Here is a 21,916-nt window from a genome sequence, read left to right on the forward strand (position 1 = left end):
TAACTGCCTGGCGCTTTCGCTGTCAACGGGGTCTCGCGCTCGTGCTTGCGCCCGTCCGCATTCGGGCCTAATCTGCATTCACCGGGGACAAAGCAGGCTCCCCGTCAGACGGCCCATCGTCCAAGCTCTGCGCACACCCGACGTGTCGGGAGAAGCGCACATGGATGGTTCAGGGCCGATTTTTTATTCCATCATATCAACATTGCGCGTCGCGCTCGCCGCGGCCGTCCTGTCATGCGCTGGACTTCCGGCATCTGCGGCAGGAGAAGCCGTCATGATTGTTATCGATCGCATGACCATTGGTTCCCCGCCGGCCGGCTTCTCGTTTGCGCGAACCGGCCAGGGTCCGGAGGGCAAATGGAGCGTTGTCGCCGATCCCACGGCCAAAGCAGGCCGCGCCATCGAGCAGCAGAGCACCGACCGCACCGACTATCGCTTTCCGCTTGCTATCCATGAGAGCTTCTCGGCGAAGGATCTGATCATGCAGGTCCGCTTCAAGCCCATTGCGGGCAGGATCGACCAGGCCGGCGGCATCGTCGTGCGGCTTGCGGATGCCAACAATTACTATGTGGCCCGCGCCAACGCGCTCGAGCACAACGTCCGCTTCTATCGGGTGGTCGCCGGCCGTCGGCAGCAGCTCGGCACGTCCAACATTCGCGTGACCTCGAACGAATGGCACGTGCTTGCCCTGCGCGCGGAGGGCCGCCGGTTCACGGTAAGCTATGACGGAGCGGTGCTGTTTGAGGTCACGGATGATACTTTTAAGAATTCAGGCGGCGTTGCGCTGTGGACCAAGGCCGACAGCGTCACGCGCTTCGATCAGGTAACGGTCACCGCCTTGCCATGAGGATGCCGGGATGACGAGTATTGCGACCGAACCGAAGGCTTCGATCGGAAACGCGCTGATCCGGCTGCTCTATGTCGCGCGCGGCCTGCGCGGCTTCGGCGACGGTTTTGCCGTCATCATCCTGCCGGCCTACATGACGGCGCTCGGCTACGACGCCATTGCCGTCGGCGTCGTGGCGACGGCGTCGCTGCTCGGCACGGCACTGCTGACGCTGATCACCGGCTGGATCGCGCCGCGCCATGATCTCCGGCCGCTGCTGATATCGGGCGCATGCCTGATGGCGGCCACCGGCGTTGCCTTTCCCGCCGTCGAGCACTTCGTGCTCATCGCGCTCGTCGCATTCATCGGCACGATCAACGCGTCCGGCGGCGATCTCGGCATGCTGGTGCCGCTCGAGCACGCGGTGCTGGCACACAACGCAACCGATGAGCGCCGCACGCAGGTATTTGCGCGTTACAGCCTGATCGGCGCGCTCTGCACCGCGGCAGGCTCGCTCGCGGCCTCGTTGCCCGATGTCCTCGTGGCAGGCGGAGCCACGAAACTCGCCGCGTTCCGCCTGATGTTCTATGCCTATGCCGCGCTCGGCATCGCCTGCGCGGCGCTCTATCGCTACGTGCCGCATGCGCGCGGCGACGACAAGGCACAGCAGGCGCCGCTCGGGCCCTCGCGCCGCACCGTCTACAAGCTGGCGGCGCTGTTCAGCATCGATTCCTTTGCCGGCGGCTTCGTCGCGCAGTCTCTTCTGGTGCTCTGGCTGTTCGAGCGCTTCGATCTGTCATTGTCCGCAGCCGGATTATTTTTCTTCTGGTCGAGCACGCTCAGCGCGTTCTCCTATCCGGTCGCGGCCTGGATCGCGCGGCGCATCGGCCTCGTCAACACCATGGTGTTCACGCATATTCCCTCCAGCATCTTCCTGATCCTGGCGGCGTTCGCGCCGAACCTCTATGTGGCGCTCGGGCTATTGCTGTTACGCTCGGCGCTGTCGCAGATGGACGTGCCGACCCGCACGTCCTACGTCATGGCCGTGGTGACGCCGGCCGAGCGGCCCGCGGCCGCCAGCGTCACCGCCGTGCCGCGCAGCCTTGCGTCGGCGATCAGCCCGGCGATCTCGGGCGCGCTATTGATGACATCGTTTACGGGACTACCGCTGGTGGTCTGCGGCACGCTCAAGATCGCCTACGACCTGGCGCTCTTGTTTTCATTTCGCCACATCAAGCCGCCGGAAGAGCAGGAACGTTAGCGCGTCGCGCGAGGTGGCGATCCGTTTGCCTTATCGTCGCGCCAAGCGATTACCAGGGCGATCGCCGTCCGTCGGGGAGGGGGTCCATCACGCGTCGCTCGTCGCGCTCATGCGACCATTGCGCCAGCTTGATCTCCGGGGTGTCGGGCGTGTCGCTCCCTTCCGAGTGAAAGGCCAGCTTCTGGCTTGCCTGCACCTGGTATTTGGCCGCCTGAGCCAGCCAATACCATTTCTTGTCGGGTTCGCTGAGCGCGCGTTGCCGGCACTCGGCTTCCAATTCACGTAAGCGGATCGCTTCCTTCATAGCCAATTCCAGAGCCTTAAGGCTCCCATCGGAGCCCCGAAATCACCAGAACCTGGGTCCCGGTAGCTTCTCATGGCAAAAACTTCTTGACGTCGTCCTATGTCGTTTCGGGACAATTGAGTGAAATTTGCCAAGGGATTGACGCGTAATTGGCCGATATGGCGCAGCCGCAATCCAGGCCGCTCGGCGAGCCTGAGGCGTCCCGCACCTCAAGCCGGAAGCACACGCGCAAGCTGCACATTGTCGGTCGCTCTGCTGACACTTGCCGCCATTTGCGCTGGCATCGCGCATGGCGCATCCTGCAATCATTATGGCAGACGAGAGCACGCAAACGCGATGGGGGCAGCATTGGGCGAGTGGGTTGGCGTCGCGATCGCGCTCGTCTCGAGCTGCCTCGGCGGCAGCGCGGCGGCGATCACGCGCTACCTCGCCGGCAATACCGATCCGATCACGCTCGCCATCCTGCGCTGCGGCATCGGCTTTTGCTGTGTGCTGCCTGCCGCGCTGCTGCTGAAGGCACGATGGCCGCAGCGGGCCGACTGGGCCGCCGTCGCCGCACTCGGCTTCGCTTTCTTCGGCGTGTTCTTCGTCCTCTACAACATTGCGATGTCGTACACGACCGCGGCGCGCGCCTCGCTCGCGCTGGCAACACTGCCGCTGCACACGATGATGGTGGTCGGCGCGCTGCTCGGCATCGAGCCGCTGACGAAACGGAAATCGATCGGGGTCTGCGTTGCCGTGCTCGGCGTCATCGCCGCGCTCGCAACCGGATTGTCGGCCGCGCCGCCGGGCGCGTGGCGCGGCGAATTGATCATGACCGGCGCGGTGCTCTGCATGGCGTTCTACAATGTCTGGTCCCGGCCGTTCATCCGGCGCTCCAGCGCGCTTGGCTTCCTCACGCTCGGCATGGGGACGGGCGCTGCGGCGCTGATCCTGGTGGGGTCATTGACCGGCAGTGTCACCGCCTTAGGTCAGTTCGGGACGCCGCAATGGATCGCAGGCCTTTATCTCGGCGTCGCCGGTGGCGCGCTCGCCTTCATCCTGTGGGTGCTGGCACTGGAGCGGGCGTCGCCGACGCGGGTCGCCAACACCATGACCGTCAATCCGGTTGCCGCGGCGCTGCGTGCCACCCAGCTCGTCGGCGAGCCGATCACGCCCAACCTCGTGGTCGGGCTGGTCGCCGTGTTTGCGGCATATGGATCGCAACGTCGGAGATCAAAAATCCGTAGTCGCGATGATTTTCGAGAGGTCGTGAGCTAGGATTTGATCCGCCAGGCTCGAGAGCCGGAACTATCGCCAGGGGAGACGAACGTGAAGCGAGCAATCAGCCTTGCCACAGTGTTGTTGTCTGCCGCGCTTTCGGTCGATATCGGCCACGCGCAAACGGGTCGTCCGGGCGTCGAGAAGCTTTACATTCTCAATTGCGGCGAGGGCGTCGCCGGCGATATCTCGCGCTGGTCACCGGGCGTCAACGAGGGCAAGTCGATGGACTTTGTCGACAATTGCTACTTGATCAGGCACGCGCAGGGCTGGTTCCTGTGGGATACGGGAATCGCGGATGCAGTCGCGGCGATGCCGGCTGGCCTCGCGCCTGCCGATCCGAAGGCGACGCACTGGCGCCGGCCGAAGACGCTCGCCGCCCAGCTCGATGAGCTCGGCGTCAAGCCCGCTGATCTCAAGGGCATGGCGGTGTCCCACACGCACCCCGATCATGTCGGCAATGTCGAAATGTTTCCGGCCACAATGCTGTATGTCCAGAAAGCCGAATATGAGTGGCCCGCCGCCAATAACCAGCCGCGATTCAAGCCCGAGCACCCCGTCACAAAGCTGGAGGGCGACCACGACGTGTTCGGCGACGGCAGCGTCACCATTCTTTCCACGCCCGGGCATACGCCCGGCCATCAATCATTGCTGGTGAAGCTCCCCAAGACAGGTGCCGTCATTCTGTCCGGCGATGCGGTCCATTTCAAAGCCAATTGGGACAATCGCGGCGTTCCCAGCATGAATGTCAACAAGGATCAAACGCTGGCCTCGATGCAGAAACTCTCCGAAATGCTGACCAGGGAAAAAGCGCAATTGTGGATCAACCACGACAAGGCGCAACGCGATACTCTGAAGATGTCGCCCATGTTCTACGATTGAGTAGGTTTGATTGACGGCGCCGGATTATGCGGCATTTCTGATGTCCTTCACTAGCAGCATCATGCTCCGGGGGGTGAGCCGGCATCCTGCCTCACGGCTTCGGTGATACCTTACCCAGCAGGAACAGCGCCGCGAGGGCCGCGAGGCTGAGCGCGGAGGAGACGATCAGCACCCGCGCGCCCATCGCCTCGATCAGCAGACCGAACAGCAGCGGCGCGGCGGCCTGCGCCATCCGCGCCGGGGCCCCGATGATGCCGAGACGGTAGCCGTAATTCTCCGGCCCGAAGATCGCGAGCGGCAGCGTGCCGCGGGCGATGGTCAGGATGCCGTTGCCGGAGCCGTAGAAGATCGCGAACACGCTGGCCGCGCCGCCGCCCACCAAGCCGAGGATGGCGGCGCCGATCGGGTGCGTGATGCAGGCCAGACGGGTCGAGACCAGCGGATGGTAGCGGCTGAGAAAGCTCGCCTCGAATATCCGCCCGGCCACCTGCGCAGGCCCCATCAACGCGCCGGCTAGCACCGCCTGCGTGGTGGTTGCGCCGGCGGCCTCCATCAGACGCGGTAGATGCGCCGCCATTGCGCCGGTGACGGTCCACGCAGCGGCGAACACGAAGGCCAGCAGGATCATGGTGCGATCGATCGGGATGTGCGGCTTGACCGCCGCGGCTACCGCTGCCCTGGCGCCTTTGACCGCCGGCAGCATCAACAGATTGATCGGCAGCCCGATCAGGATATGCGCCGCCGCCCAGGCGAAGCAGGTGTTGCGCCAGCCGATCGTCTCCAGCCCCCAGGCGGACAGCGGCCAGCCGACGGTCGAGGCAAACCCGGCGAGCAGCGTGATCCCGGTAATCGAGCGCCGCGCGGCCTCGCCATAGATCCGCCCGAGCGCGGCGAAGGCGGCGTCGTAGAGGCCCGCGCCCATGCCGACGCCGAGCAGTAGCCAGGCGATCACCAGCACGGGAATGGACGTGCTAAAGCCGAGCAGCACCAATCCCGCCGCCAGCACCAGATTGGACATCGACAGCACGGACCGGCCGCCGACGAGATCGATCCGCCGTCCGACACGTGGGCCTATCAATGCCGAAAGCACCAACGAGGCGGAGAAAGCTGTAAATATCCAGTTCGAGGATACGCCGAGATCGCGTCCGATGGGATCGGCGAGGATCGCGGGCAGGTAGTAGCTCGAAGCCCAAGCCAGGGTTTGGGTGGTGCCGAGCGCGAGAATGATCGGAAGCTGCCGGCCGCTCATGGCTTATGCGCCATCTTGATTCTTGTTGGCGTCGTCCGCATTCCGGTTTACCCCGTTTATCTTTCGGCGATCCATCGAATAGGGAGGATTCGAGATCAGCGCAATTTTGCTTGATTGTGGTTCCATATATCTATATATCCGGATATATGGAACCTGAACAAGCCATACTCGCCCTTGCCGCGCTCGCCCAGTCAACCCGGATGAGCGTCTTCAAGCTGCTGGTGGCGCACGAGCCGGACGGACTTGCTGCCGGTGACGTCGCAAAGCTCCTTGCCGTGCCGCAGAACACAATGTCGGCGCACCTTGCGATACTTGCGCGCGCGGATTTGGTGATGAGCGAACGAAGAAGCCGCTCGATTATCTACCGCGCGAATTTGGCGGCACTTCAAAGCCTGACCTCGTTCCTGGTCGAGGATTGTTGCGGCGGTCGCGCTGATCTCTGCGCGCCCGTCACCTTGTGCAAGCCTGAACGCAGCAAGCGCGCCAAAGTCAGGGTCTGAAAGGAGAACGTCATGAAGCGACTTCACATTCATATGGCCGTCGACGACCTTCCGCGATCGATCGGCTTCTATGCTGCGCTGTTCGACGCCGAACCCGCGGTGGTCAAGTCCGACTACGCCAAGTGGATGCTCGAAGATCCCCGGGTGAATTTTGCCATCTCGACACGTGGCAAGCAGATCGGCCTCGATCATCTCGGAATTCAGGTCGAGAGCTCCGCAGAGCTGCAGGAAGTCTATGCCCGGCTTCACAGGGCCAGCGGCGACATCATTGAGCAAGGAGCAACCGTTTGCTGCTATGCCAAGTCCGAAAAATCATGGATCGACGACCCCGCGGGCGTCGCGTGGGAAACCTTCCTCACGACCGGTGAGAGCACCGATTACGGCGATGGCAGCGGTGAACGAGGCGCCCGCGTGGCGCATCAGAAGCCGAGCGCGTGCTGCGTTCCCGAGGTCGCGGACACTTCCGCTTCCTCCTGCTGCAACTCGTAGGGGGTGCGTTGGATGTCCGACCTGCGAAACGCCAGCTAATGTCCGAATTCAATCTGCCGCGCCGGCTCGCCGCCGAAGCGCTTGGCGCCGCGCTATTGGTCGCGACCGTGGTCGGCTCCGGCATCATGGCCGAGACCTTGACCAAAGACGTCGCGCTGGCGTTGCTCGGGAATACGCTGCCGACCGGCGCGATCCTGGTCGTCCTCATTACCATTCTCGGCCCGATTTCGGGGGCGCATTTCAATCCTGCGGTATCGCTGGTGTTTGCACTGAAGCGCGAACTCGTGCCACGCGAGGCGCTGCTCTATATCGTTGCGCAGATTGCTGGCGGAGTTGCCGGGACCATGATCGCTCATGCGATGTTCGCGCTGCCCTTGATCGATGCCTCGCTGAAAATGCGGACCGGCGGCGCACAATGGTTCGCCGAAGGCATCGCCGCCTTTGGGCTAGTGGCGACCATTTTGGGCGGCATCAGGTTCAACGTCGTTGCCGTGCCGTGGCTGGTCGGGCTCTACATCACGGCCGCCTACTGGTTCACTGCGTCCACCTCGTTCGCCAATCCCGCGGTTGCCATTGCCCGCTCGATGACCAATACGTTTTCGGGCATTCGCCCTGCAGACCTGCCGGGCTTCATCGTGGCCGAAACAGGCGGAGCGCTCGTCGCGCTGCTGGTCATGGGCTGGCTGCTTGGTGGGGCGGGCAAAACGACGAAGGAGGCGCAGCCATGAGCGTCACGATCTATCATAACCCCGCCTGCGGCACCTCGCGCAACACGCTGGCGATGATCCGGCAGAGCGGGGAAGAGCCCGAGGTGATCGAGTATCTGAAGACTCCGCCGAGCCGCGCCCGGCTGGTCGAACTGATCAAGGCGTTGGGCATCTCGCCGCGTGAGCTGTTGCGCGAAAAGGGCACGCCCTATGCCGAGCTCGGCCTCGCCGATCCCAAATGGAGCGACGACGAGCTGATCGATTTCATGCTTGAGCATCCGATCCTGATCCAGCGGCCGATCGTGGTGACGCCGAAGGGCGTGCGGCTGTGCCGGCCGTCGGAACTGGTGCTCGACCTGCTCGATAATCCCGTCGTTTCCTTTGTCAAGGAAGACGGCGAGGCGGTGACGCGCGCCAAGGATTGAGAGCTCGTGTCCCGGGCGCGGCGCGGCGCGAAGCGGTGCGCCGCAGAGCCGGGACCCATATGTGGACGGCCCCCTGCCAAGCAGCGCATCGCCATCGCGCGCCGACGCGCGCAAACGCCCTAATGGCGCTGCGCAGCATCCGGGGAATGCAAGCGGCGACCTTCCACGCGTCACGATTGCACGCCATAATAGCAGCATGGAACTCATACCCCGTCTGCGCCTGACGAATTGGCTGGTCAGCCAGGGCCTCACCGGACTGCCCGAAAACGACCTGATCCGTGGCTTCTGCGAGCGCTGCTGCGCCGAGGGGCTTGGCCTGTCGCGCGGCATGGTCTTCATCGACACGCTGCACCCGATTTTCGAGGGCCGCGGCTTTCGCTGGAACGACGCCGAGACCAACGAGAGTGACGTTTTTGAATATGGCTCGACCAGTGAGGGTGAGGCTGCGCAAGCCTGGCGCAGCTCGATCTTCTACCACATGCTCGAAAACGGCCATGAGGAACTGCCGATCGACCTCGCGGACCGCGCGGCCCACCGGTTCAAGTTCGTGAACGAGCTGGCCGAGAAAGGTCACAAGCATCTGGTCGCCTATGTGCACCAGTTCGGCGAGGCCGGCACCATGGGGCAGATGGACTGCGTCTATTCCTATTGGGTGACCCGGCGCGACGAGGGTTTTGGCGCGCAGGGGCTGGCGGCGCTGCGCGATCTCGTGCCGGTGCTGGGGCTGGCGATCAAATCCGCGGCGCAGGCCGACATCACCAAGACGCTGGGCCGGGTCTATCTCGGACGCGACACCGCCGAACAGGTGCTGCGCGGGCGGATCACGCGCGGCGTCACCGAGCGCATCAACGCGGTGTTGTGGTACTCGGACCTGCGCGGCTCGACCGCGATCAGCGAGAGTATCGACCCCGGCGAGATCATCCCGTTCCTCAACGATTATGCGCAGGCCTCGATCGACGCCATCCACGAAGCCGGCGGCGAGGTGCTGAAATTGATCGGCGACGGCGTGCTGGCGATGTTCACCCATGACAACATGGCCAAGGCCAAGCGCGCCGCGCTGCGCGCCGAATATCGCTTCCGCCGCAACATGAGGACGCTGAACGCCCGCCGCACCGCAGAGGGCCGGCCGGCGACCTCGGCCCATGTCGGACTGCATGTCGGTGAGGTCTTCTATGGCAATATCGGCAGCGACGACCGGCTCGATTTCACAGTGGTGGGTCCCGCGGTCAACGAGGTCAGCCGCATCGCCTCGATGTGCCGCTCGGTCGACCGGGAGCTGTTGATGTCTTCGGCGTTCCGCTCCGGTCTCGATGCAGCGGGACGAAACTACCTGGTCTCCACCGGCCGCTACGCGCTGCGCGGCATTGGCCGCGCGCAGGACCTCTACACGCTCGATCCGGATATCGCCGCGGATGAGGTGGTGGCGGGAAAGTACGAGCGGTATCTGGTGAGCTAACCTCCCTCCGCTAACACCCCGCCGGCTCGCCCACCATTTCCGGCTGCTCGGCCAGCGAGACCGCGGGCGACAGCAGGATCACCATCGCCTGCGCGGCGAAGATGGCGGCCGCCAGATAGAGGCAGGCTTCCGCGCCATAGAGGCCGCCGGCGATGGCGCCGAGCGCGGAGCCGAGCGGGCGGGCGCCGTAGCTCATGATGTTGATGGCGGAGACGCGGCCGAGCAGCGAGGGCGGCGTCACCGATTGCCGCAGGGTTGTGGTCGAGATCACCCACAAGATCGGGCCGACACCGAGCAAGAAGAAGCTCAAGCCTGCAAGCCACGGTGTGGGAACGATCGTCGTCAGCGCCATCAGGACTGCAGCGATAAAACCGGTGACCGGCCCGAGCCCGATCACGGTGCCGAAGGCGAGCCGCTGCATCACCCGCGTCGCCGCGAGCGCGCCGACCACCATGCCGACGCCGTACATCGCAAGCGTTACGCCGACGCCGGTTGCCGATAGCCCAAGATGCCGCACGGCGTAAGGCACGAACACGGCAAGCACCAGGAACGACGCGGTATTGAAGATGAACTGCGTAATGAACACGGGACGCAGCAGCGGATGATGCAGCACGAAGGCGGCGCCTTCCTTGATCTCTTGCAAGGGATGCCGTCGCGGCTGTGGCGCACGTGGCGGCTCATAAACGCCCGACAGCAGCACGACGGCGATCACGGACAAGGCAGCGGCAAAGCCGAAGGCCGGTGCCGCCCCGATCCATCCGACCAGCACGCCGCCGAGGGCGGGGCCGCTGGCGAAGGCGACCGTGCGTGCCAGTTCGATCCGCGCATTCGCCGCCGGCAATTGCTCCGATGTCACCAGCGACGGCACCAGCGCCGGCGCGGCGACGCTGTAGGCGACTGTGCCGCACACCGCGATGAAGCCGAGCAGCGACAGCAGTGGCAACGTTATTGCGCCGATCCAGATCAAGAGCAGCATCGCCGCCAGCGCGGCTGCTCGCAGGGCTTCGGCGGTCACCATGACCCAGCGCCGCGAGATGCGGTCGGCGAGGAGGCCGGCGGGGATTGCGAACAGGATGAAGGGCAGCGTCAGCGCGGTCTGCAACAGGCCGGTCTGGCCTTCGCCGACACCGAGCAGCAGCACCGCGACGATGGGGGCGGCGGCTAGTGCAATCTGCTCGGCCGATTGGGCTGCGAGATTGGACCAGGCCAGGCGGTTGAAGGTTCTGGGCAGGTGCGGGGTGTCGGCGGACATGACAGTGTTCCTTCTTCCCCTCAGGGATTCGATCTGGCCTCAATGTCTGGTGTGAGGACGATCAAACCCACCCGTTTCCTGACAAAGGCGTTGGATGGAACGCGCGAGAAAAGTCCGGCCGCGCTGCAGCAGCGGGGCTTTTCGATTTCGATGGGAAACAGTTCCCTGGCTATGAGGCTCTCGGTCCGAGCGTCGCCTTGCCCGTTCCCGAGGTGGTGGCGGGCGGTTCGGCGGGCGTACAAGACTGTCGGCGGTACCATTTTCGTGATCGCTAGATGCACTTGCACCTGATCGCCAGATGCAGTTGCAAATGAGTTGCAATAAAGAGGAAGATCAGCCATCTTGCCGAAATGGATGCGCGATCGCCCGATTTGGGCCCGAAGGCCGGGAGTTTGGAAATGGCCGATACGACCGCCGCCGGCTGGCGTGCTGACGCCACCGGCGCCCGGCAGAGCCTGCCCGAGGTCAATTCAACGATCTCGGTGCCCTTTAGCGGGCATTGGTCGCGCCGGCTGCTGGCCTTTCTGGGTCCCGGCTATCTGGTTTCCGTCGGTTACATGGACCCCGGCAACTGGGCCACCGACCTCGCGGGCGGATCGAAGTTCGGTTACACGCTGCTGTCCGTCATTCTGCTGTCGAACCTGATGGCGATCCTGCTGCAGGCGCTGGCCGCGCGGCTTGGCATCGTCACCGACCGCGACCTCGCGCAGGCCTGCCGTGCCAGCTTTTCGCGGCCGGTGAACTTCCTGCTCTGGGTGGCCTGCGAGGCCGCGATCATCGCCTGCGACCTGGCGGAGGTGATCGGCACCGCGATTGCGCTGAAGCTTCTGTTCGGCATTCCCCTGATCGCCGGCGCGCTGATCACCGCGCTCGACGCGTTCCTGCTGCTGCTGTTGATGAACAAGGGTTTTCGCTTCCTCGAAGCCTTCGTCATCTCGCTTTTGATCGTGATCGCGATCTGCTTCACCATCCAGATCGCGGCCGCAGCACCGCCGGTCGCCGCGGTGCTGAAGGGTTTTACGCCGTCCACCGAGATCATCACCAATCCGGAGATGCTCTACATCGCCATCGGTATCATCGGCGCGACCGTGATGCCGCATAATCTCTATCTGCATTCCTCGATCGTGCAGACCCGCGCCTATGAACGTAATAATCAGGGCCGCCGAGAGGCGATCAAATGGGCGACCACTGATTCGACCATCGCCTTGATGCTGGCGCTGTTCATCAACGCCGCGATCCTAATCGTCGCCGCCTCGACCTTCCATGCGACCGGCCGCACGGAAGTGGCCGAGATCGGCCAGGCATTTGAATTGCTGTCGCCGCTACTCGGGCTCGGCATCGCCTCGACGCTGTTTGCGGTGGCGCTGCTCGCCTCCGGCCTCAACTCGACGGTCACCGCGACACTGGCCGGCCAGATCGTGATGGAAGGCTTTCTCGACCTGCGGCTGCCGAGCTGGGCGCGGCGGCTATTGACCCGCGGCATCGCGATCGTCCCGGTCGTGATTGTCACCGCGCTCTATGGCGAGCGCGGCACCAGCCAGTTGCTGGTGTTCAGCCAGGTCGTGCTGTCGATGCAGTTGCCGTTCGCGGTGATCCCGCTGGTCAAGTTCGTTTCCGACCGGCGCAAGATGGGCAAGTTCGTCATCCCGCGCAGCGTCGCCGCCGTCGCGTGGATCGTCGCCGGCGTGATCGTCGCGCTGAACGTGAAGCTGTTGTTCGAGACGTTCTTCGGGTGAGACGACCCCGCGGCTGGGGTCATGCGGATTTGTGCGACATAGGCCAATGACCCAGGTCGGCTGCCCAAAAAAGAGGCCGCGCCCGCTCCATGATTTGCCCTTCTTGAGCAAGGTGATCCGCCTGTTCTCTTGGCAGCCTTGGCGGGAACCGTCACGCTCGTCAGGCGTTGTCTGGGAGGTTAATGGGGCCCTTCGACGGCAACCATGTCAGAAGGGCACCAAAGGGAGAATTTGAAACGAGCGAACCATGCGCTCGACGCCGTGAACTTCTTCCTTGCGGATGTCCGCGATGGGCTAGGCCCTTATCTCGCCATCTATCTCCTGACCGAGCAGCACTGGGATGAATCCGGGATCGGCATGGTCATGTCGATTGCCGGCATTGCTACCATCGTTGCGCAGACGCCGGCAGGCGCGCTTGTCGATGCGACGCGGGCCAAGCGGCTGGTGATGGTTAGCGCGGCCCTAGCCGTCACCGCAGCGTCGCTCCTGCTGCCGGTTTTTCAGAGCTTCTGGCCAGTCGCGATTTCGCAAGGCATCGCGCATGCAGCGGGCGCGATCTTCTCGCCGGCGATCGCCGCACTATCGCTGGGCATTGTCGGCCATCGCGCTTTCACGGGACGGATCGGTCGCAATGAAACCTTCAATCATGCGGGCAATGCCTTCGCCGCATCGATTGCCGGCATAGCCGCCTATGCGTTCGGTCCGCAAGCCGTATTCTATCTTCTGGGTGCCATGTCGATGGCGAGCCTCGCCAGCGTGTGGGCTATACCAGAAAAGGCCATCAATCACGATGTGGCGCGTGGCCTCCATGATACCGAGCAAGGCTATCAAAACCCGGATAGGGATGAGCCGTCGGGGTTGGCCATTCTCTTCACCTGTCGGCCGCTCCTGATATTCGCAGTGTGCGTGATGCTCTTCCATTTGTCGAACGCGGCAATGCTGCCGCTGGTGGGACAAAAGCTGGCACTTCAGGACAAGAACCTTGGCACCAGCCTGATGTCGGCTTGCATCGTTGCCGCGCAGATTGTCATGATGCCGATGGCGATGCTGGTCGGCGCCAGGGCCGACCGCTGGGGGCACAAGCGCTTTTTCCTCGCGGCGCTCCTGATTCTCCCGCTGCGCGGCGCGCTTTATACTCTGTCGGACAGCCAGGAATGGTTGGTCGGCGTTCAGTTGCTCGACGGCGTGGGTGCGGGGATCTTCGGCGCGATTTTTCCGGTCATCGTTGCCGATCTCATGCGCAACACCGGCCGCTTCAATATCGCACAGGGCGCGATCATCACGGCGCAGGGCATCGGCGCTGCGCTCTCGACGACCTTGGCCGGGCTGGTAGTTGGGACTGCAGGTTACAGCGCGGCGTTCGTTACGCTTGGCGCTGTTGCAGCGGTCGGCGCGCTGGTCTGTGCCTTCGCACTCGCGGAAACGGGTGGCAGCGCAAGCCGCGGGGGGCAAACGGCCCCGCCGGCTTGCGCTCCCACTCCGGAGCGAGCTTTGGGGACCGTGGAATGACTTCCGTACCGCACAATATCGTCATGGCCTGGAGCATCATCGCGGCTGCGACAGCAGGGGTCATCATCAGACCCTTTCGGCTGCTCGAAGCGATCTGGGCGGTTACGGGTGCACTCGCCCTTGTGCTGTTGGGGCTATTGCCATGGGCAGATGCGCTGACCGGCGTGCGCAAGGGCGTCGATGTCTATCTGTTCCTTACCGGAATGATGCTGATTGCGGAGCTGGCGCGTCGCGAGGGACTGTTCGACTATCTCGCCGCGCTCGCCGTGCAGCATGCGCGTGGCTCACCGCGGCGATTGTTCCTGCTGGTGTATTTGGTTGGTACGTTGGTGACGGTGCTGTTGTCGAATGACGCCACCGCGATTGTGCTGACGCCCGCGGTATACGCCGCGACCCGCGCCGCCGGTGCGACGCCGCTGCCGTATCTGTTCGTGTGCGCCTTTATCGCCAATGCAGCGAGCTTCGTGCTGCCGATCTCGAACCCCGCCAATCTCGTGGTGTTCGGCGCTCGCCTGCCGCATCTTGGCGAATGGCTGCGGCAATTCCTGCTGCCCTCGGTCGCGTCAATTGTCGTCACCTATGTCGTGCTGCGCCTCGCGCAGCGCCGCGCGCTCAATGAGGAGAAGATCGAAACGGACGTCGCCAAGCCGAAACTGGGCCGGGAGGGAAAACTCACCGCCTGCGGCATTGCCGCCATCTGCGTCGTGCTGCTCGGCGCCTCCGCGCTCGACATTCAACTGGGCCTGCCGACCTTCATCTGCGGCGTGGCCACAGCGGTTGTTGTGCTGATCGCGAGTCGCCAATCGCCCTGGCCGGTCGTCAAGGACATATCGTGGAGCGTGCTGCCGTTGGTGGCTGGGTTGTTCGTGATGGTGGAAGCGTTGGTCCAAAGCGGTGCCATCGGACATCTGAGCGCGATGCTGCATGCGGCGGTCGCGCAATCCGTGCCGAAGACGGCATGGGCCGTCGCTATCGTCACGTCCCTCGCGGATAACATCGCTAACAATTTGCCGATCGGGCTGGTCGCTGGCTCGGTTGCCGGCAGCGATCAGCTTCCGCCGCAGGTCGTTGGCTCCATGCTGATCGGGGTCGATCTCGGGCCAAACCTTTCGGTCACCGGCTCGCTTGCAACGATCCTGTGGCTGGTGGCGCTGCGCCGCGAGGGGCTGCATGTCAGCGCCTGGCGCTTTTTGGGGATCGGGCTTCTGGTGATGCCACCAGCGCTTTTGGCAGCGCTCTCCTTGATGAACTACTGAGTCTTTTCAGGGCGCTATTTGGGTTCTCCCTATCATCCGCGCGGGAGAATTCGCACCTGTGAGCTCTCCGTCCCGCTGACCCATACTGGATCAGCCGCTTCCGAAATGGCAGCGTCCGAGAATCAATCCTGCGGCTCGGTCAGCACTTCGCCCGATGCATCCACGCGCAGCCAGCCTGACGGCGCCAGCCGCTGTTGCGGCAGGAAGCGGCCCTTGTAGTCCATTTTCTTGGAGCCCTCGATCCAGTAGCCGAGATAGACATAGGGCAGGCCGAGCCTGCGGGCGCGGGTGATGTGGTCGAGGATCATGAAGGTGCCGAGCGAGCGGCTGTGCTGCGACGGCTCGAAGAACGAATACACCATCGACAGCCCGTCGCTGAGCACGTCGGTGAGCGCCACGGCGATCAGCTCCTCGCCGCGCCCGGTGATGCCGGTGTCGACGCCGCGCTTGCGGTATTCGATGATGCGGGTCTCGACATGGCTGTCTTCCACCATCATCGCGTAATCCAGCACGGTCATGTCGGCCATGCCGCCGTGGCGGTGGCGCTTGTCGAGATAGGCGCGGAACACGGAGTACTGCTCCGAGGTCGGCACCGCACTGCGCTGCTCGCCGATAATGTCGGCATTGCGCGCCAACACCTTCTTGAAGTTGCGCGAGGGGCGGAACTCATTGGCGATGACGCGCACCGAGACGCAGGCGCGGCACTGGTCGCAGGCCGGGCGGTAGGCGATCGACTGGCTGCGGCGGAAGCCGCCATGGGTCAGGAGGTCGTTGAGATCGCCGGCCTTGTCGCCGACCAGATGCGTGAACACCTTGCGCTCGTGCCGGCCGGGCAGATAGGGGCAGGGCGAGGGCGCCGTCAGGTAGAATTGCGGGGTATCACGCGAGTGCTGGGTCACGTCGGGTCGTCACGCCTCCGAAACAAATCAACCATAGCGCTTTCGAGCGGAGTAGACACCAGGTCCCGTTAAGAAAACGCGTCAAAAAGCAAAACGCCGGCCCGGCCCCGATTCATTCAGGCCGGACCAGCTCTAACATTGCGCTCCGAGCGCTGCCGGTCAATCGGTTTGCGGCTCGCTCAGTAGCTGCTGCGGGGCGAGGGCGCTACCTGAGTACGGACCGAGCTGTTGATGACTACGGTTCCCAGGATCATGTCGTGCAGCAGCCGGCGGCGGCCGTTGAACAGGCCGACCAGCAACACCAGCGGCGTCAGGAACGAGATCGAGACCCAGTACAGCACGGCATGGCAGGCGCCGAGCACGAAATAGCCCGGCGCGCCGTACCAGGTGCGCAGCTCCAGATCCATGACGCGCATGCCCATGGTGGCCGAATGGGGGCCGCCGATCGAGGCGCCGTAATAGACGATCGCCCATACGATGGTGGCCGGCCAGGCCAACCAGAACAGCATCCAACCAAGCCCGAGCGTGATCAGCCCGAACAGGCCGATGAAGATGTAGCCGAGGATGACCGGCACCGAGAGCACGACGAGGTCGATCAGGAACGCAAATATCCGCCGCGTCAGTACGCCGCGAAACAGTTCCGGCTGCAGGTCGGGGTCGAACGCATGCGGCGGCACCCCGCCGTCGTTCCGCCAGGTATTCGAGCCATTGCCAGAGCCGCTATAAGACATGATCCGTCCTCCAGGCCGAAGTTTCCGAGGCTCACATGGGAACCGGCCCTGCGGTCGCCAAGGCCCTGCGACCATTAACAGCGCGCAATGTTCGGCGAATGGCAAATAGTGAGTGGCGAAGAGCAAAACCCCTCGCTATTCGCTACTCGCCGTTTCTCAACCGCTCCGCCGCCTTCGGCGCGAAATACGTCAAAATCCCATCCGCGCCGGCGCGCTTGAAGCCGAGAAGGCTCTCCATCATCGCGCGGTCACCGTCGAGCCAGCCATTGCCCGCCGCGGCGGCGATCATCGCGTATTCGCCGGACACCTGGTAGACGAAGGTCGGCATCGAGAACGTCTCCTTCACGCGCCGCACCACGTCGAGATACGGCATGCCGGGCTTCACCATCACCATGTCGGCGCCTTCCGCGATGTCGAGTTCGACCTCGCGCAGCGCCTCGTCGGAATTGGCGCTGTCCATCTGGTAGGTGCGCTTGTCGCCGGTCAGCGTCTTGGCGGAGCCGATGGCGTCGCGGAACGGGCCGTAGAAAGCGGAGGCGTATTTTGCCGCATAGGCCATGATCTGCACGTCGAGGTAGCCTGCCTCGTCCAGCGCCTCGCGGATCGCGCCGACGCGGCCATCCATCATGTCGGACGGCGCGATCACGTCGCAGCCGGCCTCGGCCTGCACCAGCGCCTGCTGCACCAGCACCGCGACCGTCTCGTCATTGAGAATCTTGCCGTCCTCGATCAGCCCGTCATGGCCATGGCTGGTGAAGGGATCCAGCGCGACGTCGCAGAGCACGCCGATCTCGGGGAATTCCTTCTTGATCGCGCGTACCGACTGGCACACCAGATTGTTCGGGTTAAGCGCTTCGGAGCCGGTCTCGTCGCGGAGCGACGGCTCGGTATAGGGGAACAGCGCGATGCAGGGGATGTTCAGCTTTGCCGCGCGTTCGGCGTCGCGCACCGCCTGATCGACGGTGAGACGATCGACGCCGGGCATCGAGGCGACAGGCGTGCGCGCGTTGTGGCCATCGACCACGAACAGCGGCCAGATCAGGTCGTCGGTGGTCAGCATGTTTTCCCGCACCAGCCGCCGCGCCCATTCCGCCTTGCGGTTGCGGCGGGGGCGGATCGCCAGGTCCAGCGGGTTGGCGGCGAGGGTGGTCTGGCGCCGCGGCGCATCGCGCATTTCGATCGGGCGCCCGAATTTGATCGCCATGTGATGGGTACTCCTGAAGGCGGCGAGAAGGCTTTGACTTGTTCCAATTCTAGCACCTTGCCCTTCGCCCGTCACCGAGCCTTGATCCATCTCATCGCCAATTGATTTTGGCCAATTGATTTTGCCGTCCCGGCGGGCCAAGACATGAGGCCATGAGGAGATTCCAGCACGCATTGAGCCGCCACTACGAAGTCGACAGCCGGGGTGGTTGCCAGGATGGTTGCCATGTCTGACGTGTCGGCGCGCGATGCTGCGCGGGACAAGGCCAGGGACAGGGACGGCGCGATGTCGATGGCGGGGATGTCGTCGGAGCGGATCGAGTCCGACGAGAATGTGTGGACGCGCCGCCTGGTGACGTTCCTGCGCGTCATGGCGGTCATATCAATCATGAAGGGCCTGTACCATTGGGCGCAGGTCACCGGCTTCATCGGCAGCGAGGAAGAAGCGTTCGAGAACCAGTCGATGGCCTGGCAGACCGCGACGGTCTATTTCGCCGTCATCGAGCTCGTCGCCGCCGTAGGGCTGTGGCTCGCCACCCCCTGGGGCGCGGTGGTGTGGCTCACCACCGTGGTCTCGATGGCGGTGATCGAACTGATGTTCCCGGGGATCTATGGCGGCAGCCTGACGGTGGTGGCGCTGGAAGCCGTGATGCTCGGCGCCTATCTCGCGCTCGCCTGGATGGCCGCGCGCGAACGCCCGCCGTAGGACGCTGCGGTCCGTCCGGTGGCCTCATGGTTCGAAACGCGCGGCTCTGCCGCGCTCCTCGCCATGAGGATAAAACTAGACCTCATCCTGAGGAGCGGCCAATTGGCCGCGTCTCGAAGTATGAAGCCACCGCCGCCACACCGCGTCAGTTTTCCGCCATACTTCGTTCGCGTGCAGAAATCGCGACGGCGCCCTGTAAAATTTTCAGAGATTCATCCGGTAACGCTTTGGTCACCGTTAAGGGACGTAAAGGGGTTCACCACACATCTTACGCGGGCGTTTCGATTTCAGACGCACCTGTTTCCGAATGCGACAGGGGGTGCAGACGAAGCGTGAACAGGGCGCTTCCACCGTCAATGAAACATTGCAAAAAGCCTTGATTCATGAGGCTTAATCCACAATTCACTCTGTTAAATTCATGATCTCTTTATTGTCTTATTTAAGCGGATCTTCAATCCGCCCCCTTAAGTTGAACCTATCAGGCGGGACAGAAGTTTCGTCGAAATAAGTCGAAAAACGACGACAGGGGAAGTGTCATGATCAAAGCCGTTGCAACGGCGGTGGAAACCGCTGAACGCTCTGCCGGCCAAACTCCGGTGCAGCCGCTCTATCTGGAAGCGTTGACTTTGGTGGAGCGGCTTCACCGCCGGCTGCTCGACGTCATCAAGGACGAATTCGACCGCCGCGGCCGCGCCGACATCAACTCGGTGCAGGCTCTGCTGCTCTATAACATCGGTGACAAGGAGCTGACCGCGGGCGAGCTGCGCACGCGCGGTTACTACCTCGGCTCCAACGTCTCCTATAACCTGAAGAAGCTCGTCGAACTCGGCTTCCTCGATCATCAGCGCTCGCGCGTTGATCGTCGCTCGGTCCGCATCCGTCTGACCGCGCAGGGCCAGGAGATCCGCAAGATCGTCGATGCGCTCTACCAGAAGCACGTCAAGACGGTGGAGCAGGTCGGCGGTATCTCGAACGAGGAGTTCGCGACGCTGAACAAGTCGCTGCACCGGCTCGAGCGGTTCTGGACCGACCAGATCCTGTATCGGCTCTGAGAATTGTTGAAGCGTTTTGGCGCGGAGGGGCGCGCCATCAAACGCGTCAGGACAAGCCTTCAGTCCGCTTGACGGTCAAGCCGGCCGTATCACAAGACCGGCAGCCACAAGCGGACACCTGAAGTAAGCCCCTGCTGAAAGCGCATCGGCGCCGGTCTTCCGGCTCGGTGCGCTTTGTTTTTGAAGGGAAATCCTCGGTAATCGGGCAACTGACGCCAATCCATGCAGAAATCGCGGCTTCGGGGCGGAACCTTTTTCGCGCGTGCGAATTAAAGGCCGGGCGACGAAACAGGTGAGGGCATGTTGGTCGAGCGGGCAGTTCAGGTCATGAATTTCGAAGTGGTGGGCGACGCCTACGCGATCGCGTCGAACTACCTTCGCAACAGCGGCGCTATTGCCGATACCTTTGTTACCGACGAGCGGTTGCTCGCAATCATCGTGAAGATATTCCGGCAAGGCGAATTCAACCGGCTCAGGCTTGCCAACAAGGCTGTCGCGGCGTTCGAAGCATGCACATCGGCCTGACCGATCACCCCTCGTTCGCACATCAGGAGAACTCCATGGAAGCAGCGATCGACCGCATCATGCAGACCTATGACCTGCTTCTGAACTGCAGCGCCGCGGCGAGCGACGAGGCGCGCGCGAAGGTCACGGCCTATCTCACCACGCTGGTCGAGGCCGGCGAGAACGACCCGCACCGCCTGACCGTGTGCGGGCTCACCTATCTGCGTCAACTCGACGGCAGCAACGATCCGGTGAAGGCGGGGTATACGGGGTTGTAAGACGACAACGCAGTCAACTACGCGTGCCGATCACCTTGGTGGCACCACAAACCGCTTGAAGCAGTCCCCCCGTAAGGAGGCCTTGCCTGCCGTGCGCGCTTCGCCGTAGATTTCTTGATGCGGTCCGGCGCGAGGGCTTGTCATGGACGTCGCGATTCCAGCCAATGAGCCTGAGCGACTTGAAGCGCTGACGAGCTACGCCATCCTCGACACGCTCCCGGAAATCGGCTTCGACGAAATCACTGAACTGGCGGCGCAGATTTGCGACTGCCCGGCCGCCCTGATCAGCTTCGTCGACCCGTCGCGCCAATGGATGAAGGCCAAATATGGTCTGCCGCCAGATCTTTCCGAATGTCCCCGCGAAATTTCGATCTGCCAGGTCACGATCTGCAACAACGATATCCTTTATGTTCCCGATCTCGTCAGCGACCAGCGGTTCAATACCAGCCCGCTTGTGACGGCCGGCCTGAAGATCCGCTTCTATTGCGGCGTTCCGCTTATTACCGACGATGGCTATGCGCTGGGCACGCTGTGCGTCATTGACTTCAAGCCGCGCGAGCTCAGCTTTGAGCAGCGCGAAGCGCTGCGACGCCTGTCACGGCAAACCATGGTGCACCTGGAATTGCGCCGGCAGTTGCTTGAGCGCGACGAGATGATGCGCAGGCTGGAGGAGGCCCGCGACCGCGCTGTTGCCGAAAAATCCGAATCCGAGCGTCTCCTTCTGAACATCCTGCCGCCGTCCATCGCGGCCGAACTCAAGGCGAACCAGCGGGTCAAGCCACGCTTCTTCGATTCCGCGAGCGTGATCTTCGTCGATTTCAGCGGGTTCACCCGTATTGTCGAAACGATGGAGCCGGCAAGCGTCATCGATCAGCTCGACCAGCACTTCACCAGGTTCGACGATATCATCGCAAGACATCGCCTGGAAAAACTCAAGACGATCGGCGACGCCTACCTTGCAGTTGGCGGCGTGCCGGAGCCTAATCGCACGCACGCGGCGGACGCCGCACTGTGCGCGCTGCAGATCATGGATCACCTGAACAAGCTGAACCGGCAGCGCGAAAAGCTGCATCTTCCGGCCTGGATGGCGAGGATCGGGATCAACACCGGACCGGTGATCGCCGGCGTGGTGGGCAAGCACAAATTCACCTATGATATCTGGGGCAACACGGTGAATATTGCGGAACGTATCGAAGCGGCCGGGGTTCCGGGTCGTATCACCGTTTCCGAAGTGACCTGGCAGCATATCAAGGGACGTTTCGAGATAGAGCCCCGTGGCACCGTGGAGGTGAAACACAAGGGCCAGGTGAACATGTACTTCCTCAATCGCGTTAAACCGGAGTTCTCCGCTGATCCGGCCGGAACGGCCCCCAATGACCGTTTCTGGAAGCCGGAACGGGAGACTCCTTAAGGTGCCGACATTACAGGGAG

General features: G+C 63.3%; 22 protein-coding genes and 1 pseudogene. 17 read left to right on the forward strand and 6 right to left on the reverse strand.

The genetic code is table 11. From position 1 onward, the window contains the following. Window positions 1-274: 274 nt before the first annotated feature. Together HCN50_RS24310 and HCN50_RS24315 are read left to right on the forward strand one after the other, a co-directional pair. A complete protein-coding gene (locus tag HCN50_RS24310) occupies window positions 275-847 on the forward strand; it encodes a hypothetical protein (protein WP_171712416.1) in 573 nt (190 codons plus the stop codon). Window positions 848-857: 10 nt separating this feature from the next. Next, window positions 858-2,087, forward strand: a complete 1,230-nt coding sequence (locus HCN50_RS24315) for an MFS transporter (RefSeq protein ID WP_171712417.1) — start codon at window positions 858-860, stop codon at window positions 2,085-2,087. A 49-nt stretch (window positions 2,088-2,136) separates the two neighbouring features. Here the strand turns inward: HCN50_RS24315 and HCN50_RS24320 are convergent, their stop codons facing one another. Further along, window positions 2,137-2,391 carry a hypothetical protein gene (locus HCN50_RS24320; RefSeq protein WP_171712418.1) on the reverse strand — a complete coding sequence of 85 codons (255 nt, stop codon included), beginning with the start codon at window positions 2,389-2,391 and terminating at the stop codon, window positions 2,137-2,139. Between the two features lie 348 nt (window positions 2,392-2,739). Here HCN50_RS24320 and HCN50_RS24325 point away from each other — a divergent pair. After that, window positions 2,740-3,620 (forward strand): annotated as a pseudogene (locus tag HCN50_RS24325) (DMT family transporter). A gap of 109 nt (window positions 3,621-3,729) precedes the next feature. Continuing rightward, window positions 3,730-4,533: an N-acyl homoserine lactonase family protein gene (locus tag HCN50_RS24330; protein ID WP_376700319.1), complete on the forward strand. Its 804-nt coding sequence runs from the start codon at window positions 3,730-3,732 to the stop codon at window positions 4,531-4,533. 91 nt (window positions 4,534-4,624) lie between these two features. Here HCN50_RS24330 and HCN50_RS24335 read toward each other — a convergent pair whose 3' ends face one another. Beyond that, entirely contained in the window at window positions 4,625-5,782 is a 1,158-nt protein-coding gene (locus HCN50_RS24335; protein WP_171712421.1) for an MFS transporter, read from the reverse strand. A 146-nt stretch (window positions 5,783-5,928) separates the two neighbouring features. Between HCN50_RS24335 and HCN50_RS24340 the strand changes: the two genes are divergently transcribed. The 5 genes from HCN50_RS24340 to HCN50_RS24360 all read left to right on the forward strand — a co-directional run bounded on the left by HCN50_RS24340 (window position 5,929) and on the right by HCN50_RS24360 (window position 9,359). Further along, complete coding sequence (locus HCN50_RS24340) at window positions 5,929-6,282, forward strand: ArsR/SmtB family transcription factor (protein WP_171712609.1); 354 nt, start codon at window positions 5,929-5,931, stop codon at window positions 6,280-6,282. A gap of 12 nt (window positions 6,283-6,294) precedes the next feature. Next, window positions 6,295-6,771 (forward strand): ArsI/CadI family heavy metal resistance metalloenzyme, encoded by a 477-nt coding sequence (locus tag HCN50_RS24345; protein WP_171712422.1) that lies wholly within the window; start codon window positions 6,295-6,297, stop codon window positions 6,769-6,771. Window positions 6,772-6,809: 38 nt separating this feature from the next. Continuing rightward, the gene (locus HCN50_RS24350) at window positions 6,810-7,499 is read left to right on the forward strand and encodes an aquaporin (RefSeq protein WP_171712423.1); all 690 of its coding nucleotides are present in this window, start codon (window positions 6,810-6,812) and stop codon (window positions 7,497-7,499) included. Next, window positions 7,496-7,903, forward strand: coding sequence for an arsenate reductase (glutaredoxin) (gene arsC / locus HCN50_RS24355; RefSeq protein WP_171712424.1), 408 nt, complete (start codon window positions 7,496-7,498; stop codon window positions 7,901-7,903). Before HCN50_RS24350 ends, arsC begins: the two co-directional genes overlap by 4 nt. Window positions 7,904-8,099: 196 nt before the next feature. Continuing rightward, entirely contained in the window at window positions 8,100-9,359 is a 1,260-nt protein-coding gene (locus tag HCN50_RS24360) for an adenylate/guanylate cyclase domain-containing protein (protein ID WP_171712425.1), read from the forward strand. 10 nt (window positions 9,360-9,369) lie between these two features. Here the strand turns inward: HCN50_RS24360 and HCN50_RS24365 are convergent, their stop codons facing one another. Then, complete coding sequence (locus HCN50_RS24365; protein WP_171712426.1) at window positions 9,370-10,611, reverse strand: MFS transporter; 1,242 nt, start codon at window positions 10,609-10,611, stop codon at window positions 9,370-9,372. 350 nt (window positions 10,612-10,961) lie between these two features. Here HCN50_RS24365 and HCN50_RS24370 point away from each other — a divergent pair, with 350 nt between their 5' ends. From HCN50_RS24370 to HCN50_RS24380, 3 genes are all read left to right on the forward strand, one after another. Next, window positions 10,962-12,347 (forward strand): Nramp family divalent metal transporter, encoded by a 1,386-nt coding sequence (locus HCN50_RS24370; RefSeq protein WP_171712427.1) that lies wholly within the window; start codon window positions 10,962-10,964, stop codon window positions 12,345-12,347. A 204-nt stretch (window positions 12,348-12,551) separates the two neighbouring features. Continuing rightward, window positions 12,552-13,856, forward strand: coding sequence for an MFS transporter (locus tag HCN50_RS24375; protein WP_171712428.1), 1,305 nt, complete (start codon window positions 12,552-12,554; stop codon window positions 13,854-13,856). After that, complete coding sequence (locus HCN50_RS24380) at window positions 13,853-15,112, forward strand: arsenic transporter (protein WP_171712429.1); 1,260 nt, start codon at window positions 13,853-13,855, stop codon at window positions 15,110-15,112. The genes HCN50_RS24375 and HCN50_RS24380 overlap by 4 nt, the downstream gene beginning before the upstream one ends. 122 nt (window positions 15,113-15,234) lie before the next feature. Here the strand turns inward: HCN50_RS24380 and HCN50_RS24385 are convergent, their stop codons facing one another. The 3 genes from HCN50_RS24385 to hemB all read right to left on the reverse strand — a co-directional run bounded on the left by HCN50_RS24385 (window position 15,235) and on the right by hemB (window position 17,946). Then, on the reverse strand, window positions 15,235-16,011 hold the full coding sequence (locus HCN50_RS24385; RefSeq protein ID WP_171712430.1) for an arginyltransferase: 777 nt from the start codon (window positions 16,009-16,011) through the stop codon (window positions 15,235-15,237). Between the two features lie 179 nt (window positions 16,012-16,190). After that, complete coding sequence (locus HCN50_RS24390; protein ID WP_171712431.1) at window positions 16,191-16,742, reverse strand: RDD family protein; 552 nt, start codon at window positions 16,740-16,742, stop codon at window positions 16,191-16,193. A 142-nt stretch (window positions 16,743-16,884) separates the two neighbouring features. Continuing rightward, a complete protein-coding gene (gene hemB, locus HCN50_RS24395; protein WP_171712432.1) occupies window positions 16,885-17,946 on the reverse strand; it encodes a porphobilinogen synthase in 1,062 nt (353 codons plus the stop codon). Window positions 17,947-18,171: 225 nt separating this feature from the next. On the opposite strand from hemB, the gene HCN50_RS24400 reads away from it, so the two are divergent. From HCN50_RS24400 to HCN50_RS33780, 5 genes are all read left to right on the forward strand, one after another. Beyond that, a complete protein-coding gene (locus HCN50_RS24400; RefSeq protein WP_171712433.1) occupies window positions 18,172-18,651 on the forward strand; it encodes a DUF6163 family protein in 480 nt (159 codons plus the stop codon). Between the two features lie 536 nt (window positions 18,652-19,187). Next, window positions 19,188-19,703 (forward strand): transcriptional regulator LdtR, encoded by a 516-nt coding sequence (gene ldtR, locus HCN50_RS24405; RefSeq protein ID WP_028345688.1) that lies wholly within the window; start codon window positions 19,188-19,190, stop codon window positions 19,701-19,703. A gap of 300 nt (window positions 19,704-20,003) precedes the next feature. After that, window positions 20,004-20,228: a hypothetical protein gene (locus tag HCN50_RS24410; RefSeq protein ID WP_171712434.1), complete on the forward strand. Its 225-nt coding sequence runs from the start codon at window positions 20,004-20,006 to the stop codon at window positions 20,226-20,228. Window positions 20,229-20,263: 35 nt separating this feature from the next. Further along, window positions 20,264-20,485 carry a hypothetical protein gene (locus tag HCN50_RS24415; RefSeq protein WP_171712435.1) on the forward strand — a complete coding sequence of 74 codons (222 nt, stop codon included), beginning with the start codon at window positions 20,264-20,266 and terminating at the stop codon, window positions 20,483-20,485. Window positions 20,486-20,627: 142 nt separating this feature from the next. After that, entirely contained in the window at window positions 20,628-21,896 is a 1,269-nt protein-coding gene (locus HCN50_RS33780) for an adenylate/guanylate cyclase domain-containing protein (RefSeq protein ID WP_171712436.1), read from the forward strand. The last annotated feature ends 20 nt before the right edge of the window (window positions 21,897-21,916 follow it).

Source organism: Bradyrhizobium archetypum, from assembly GCF_013114835.1.
Classification (GTDB): Bacteria; Pseudomonadota; Alphaproteobacteria; order Rhizobiales; family Xanthobacteraceae; genus Bradyrhizobium; species Bradyrhizobium archetypum.

Coding starts and splice junctions, on each gene's coding strand:
- HCN50_RS24310 (WP_171712416.1), top strand. CDS start 275: ATGATTGTTATCGATCGCATGACCATTGGTTCCCCGCCGGCCGGCTTC.
- HCN50_RS24315 (WP_171712417.1), top strand. CDS start 858: ATGACGAGTATTGCGACCGAACCGAAGGCTTCGATCGGAAACGCGCTG.
- HCN50_RS24320 (WP_171712418.1), bottom strand. CDS start 2,391: ATGAAGGAAGCGATCCGCTTACGTGAATTGGAAGCCGAGTGCCGGCAA.
- HCN50_RS24335 (WP_171712421.1), bottom strand. CDS start 5,782: ATGAGCGGCCGGCAGCTTCCGATCATTCTCGCGCTCGGCACCACCCAA.
- HCN50_RS24340 (WP_171712609.1), top strand. CDS start 5,929: ATGGAACCTGAACAAGCCATACTCGCCCTTGCCGCGCTCGCCCAGTCA.
- HCN50_RS24345 (WP_171712422.1), top strand. CDS start 6,295: ATGAAGCGACTTCACATTCATATGGCCGTCGACGACCTTCCGCGATCG.
- HCN50_RS24350 (WP_171712423.1), top strand. CDS start 6,810: ATGTCCGAATTCAATCTGCCGCGCCGGCTCGCCGCCGAAGCGCTTGGC.
- arsC (WP_171712424.1), top strand. CDS start 7,496: ATGAGCGTCACGATCTATCATAACCCCGCCTGCGGCACCTCGCGCAAC.
- HCN50_RS24360 (WP_171712425.1), top strand. CDS start 8,100: ATGGAACTCATACCCCGTCTGCGCCTGACGAATTGGCTGGTCAGCCAG.
- HCN50_RS24365 (WP_171712426.1), bottom strand. CDS start 10,611: ATGTCCGCCGACACCCCGCACCTGCCCAGAACCTTCAACCGCCTGGCC.
- HCN50_RS24370 (WP_171712427.1), top strand. CDS start 10,962: ATGGATGCGCGATCGCCCGATTTGGGCCCGAAGGCCGGGAGTTTGGAA.
- HCN50_RS24375 (WP_171712428.1), top strand. CDS start 12,552: ATGTCAGAAGGGCACCAAAGGGAGAATTTGAAACGAGCGAACCATGCG.
- HCN50_RS24380 (WP_171712429.1), top strand. CDS start 13,853: ATGACTTCCGTACCGCACAATATCGTCATGGCCTGGAGCATCATCGCG.
- HCN50_RS24390 (WP_171712431.1), bottom strand. CDS start 16,742: ATGTCTTATAGCGGCTCTGGCAATGGCTCGAATACCTGGCGGAACGAC.
- hemB (WP_171712432.1), bottom strand. CDS start 17,946: ATGGCGATCAAATTCGGGCGCCCGATCGAAATGCGCGATGCGCCGCGG.
- HCN50_RS24400 (WP_171712433.1), top strand. CDS start 18,172: ATGTCTGACGTGTCGGCGCGCGATGCTGCGCGGGACAAGGCCAGGGAC.
- ldtR (WP_028345688.1), top strand. CDS start 19,188: ATGATCAAAGCCGTTGCAACGGCGGTGGAAACCGCTGAACGCTCTGCC.
- HCN50_RS24410 (WP_171712434.1), top strand. CDS start 20,004: ATGTTGGTCGAGCGGGCAGTTCAGGTCATGAATTTCGAAGTGGTGGGC.
- HCN50_RS24415 (WP_171712435.1), top strand. CDS start 20,264: ATGGAAGCAGCGATCGACCGCATCATGCAGACCTATGACCTGCTTCTG.
- HCN50_RS33780 (WP_171712436.1), top strand. CDS start 20,628: ATGGACGTCGCGATTCCAGCCAATGAGCCTGAGCGACTTGAAGCGCTG.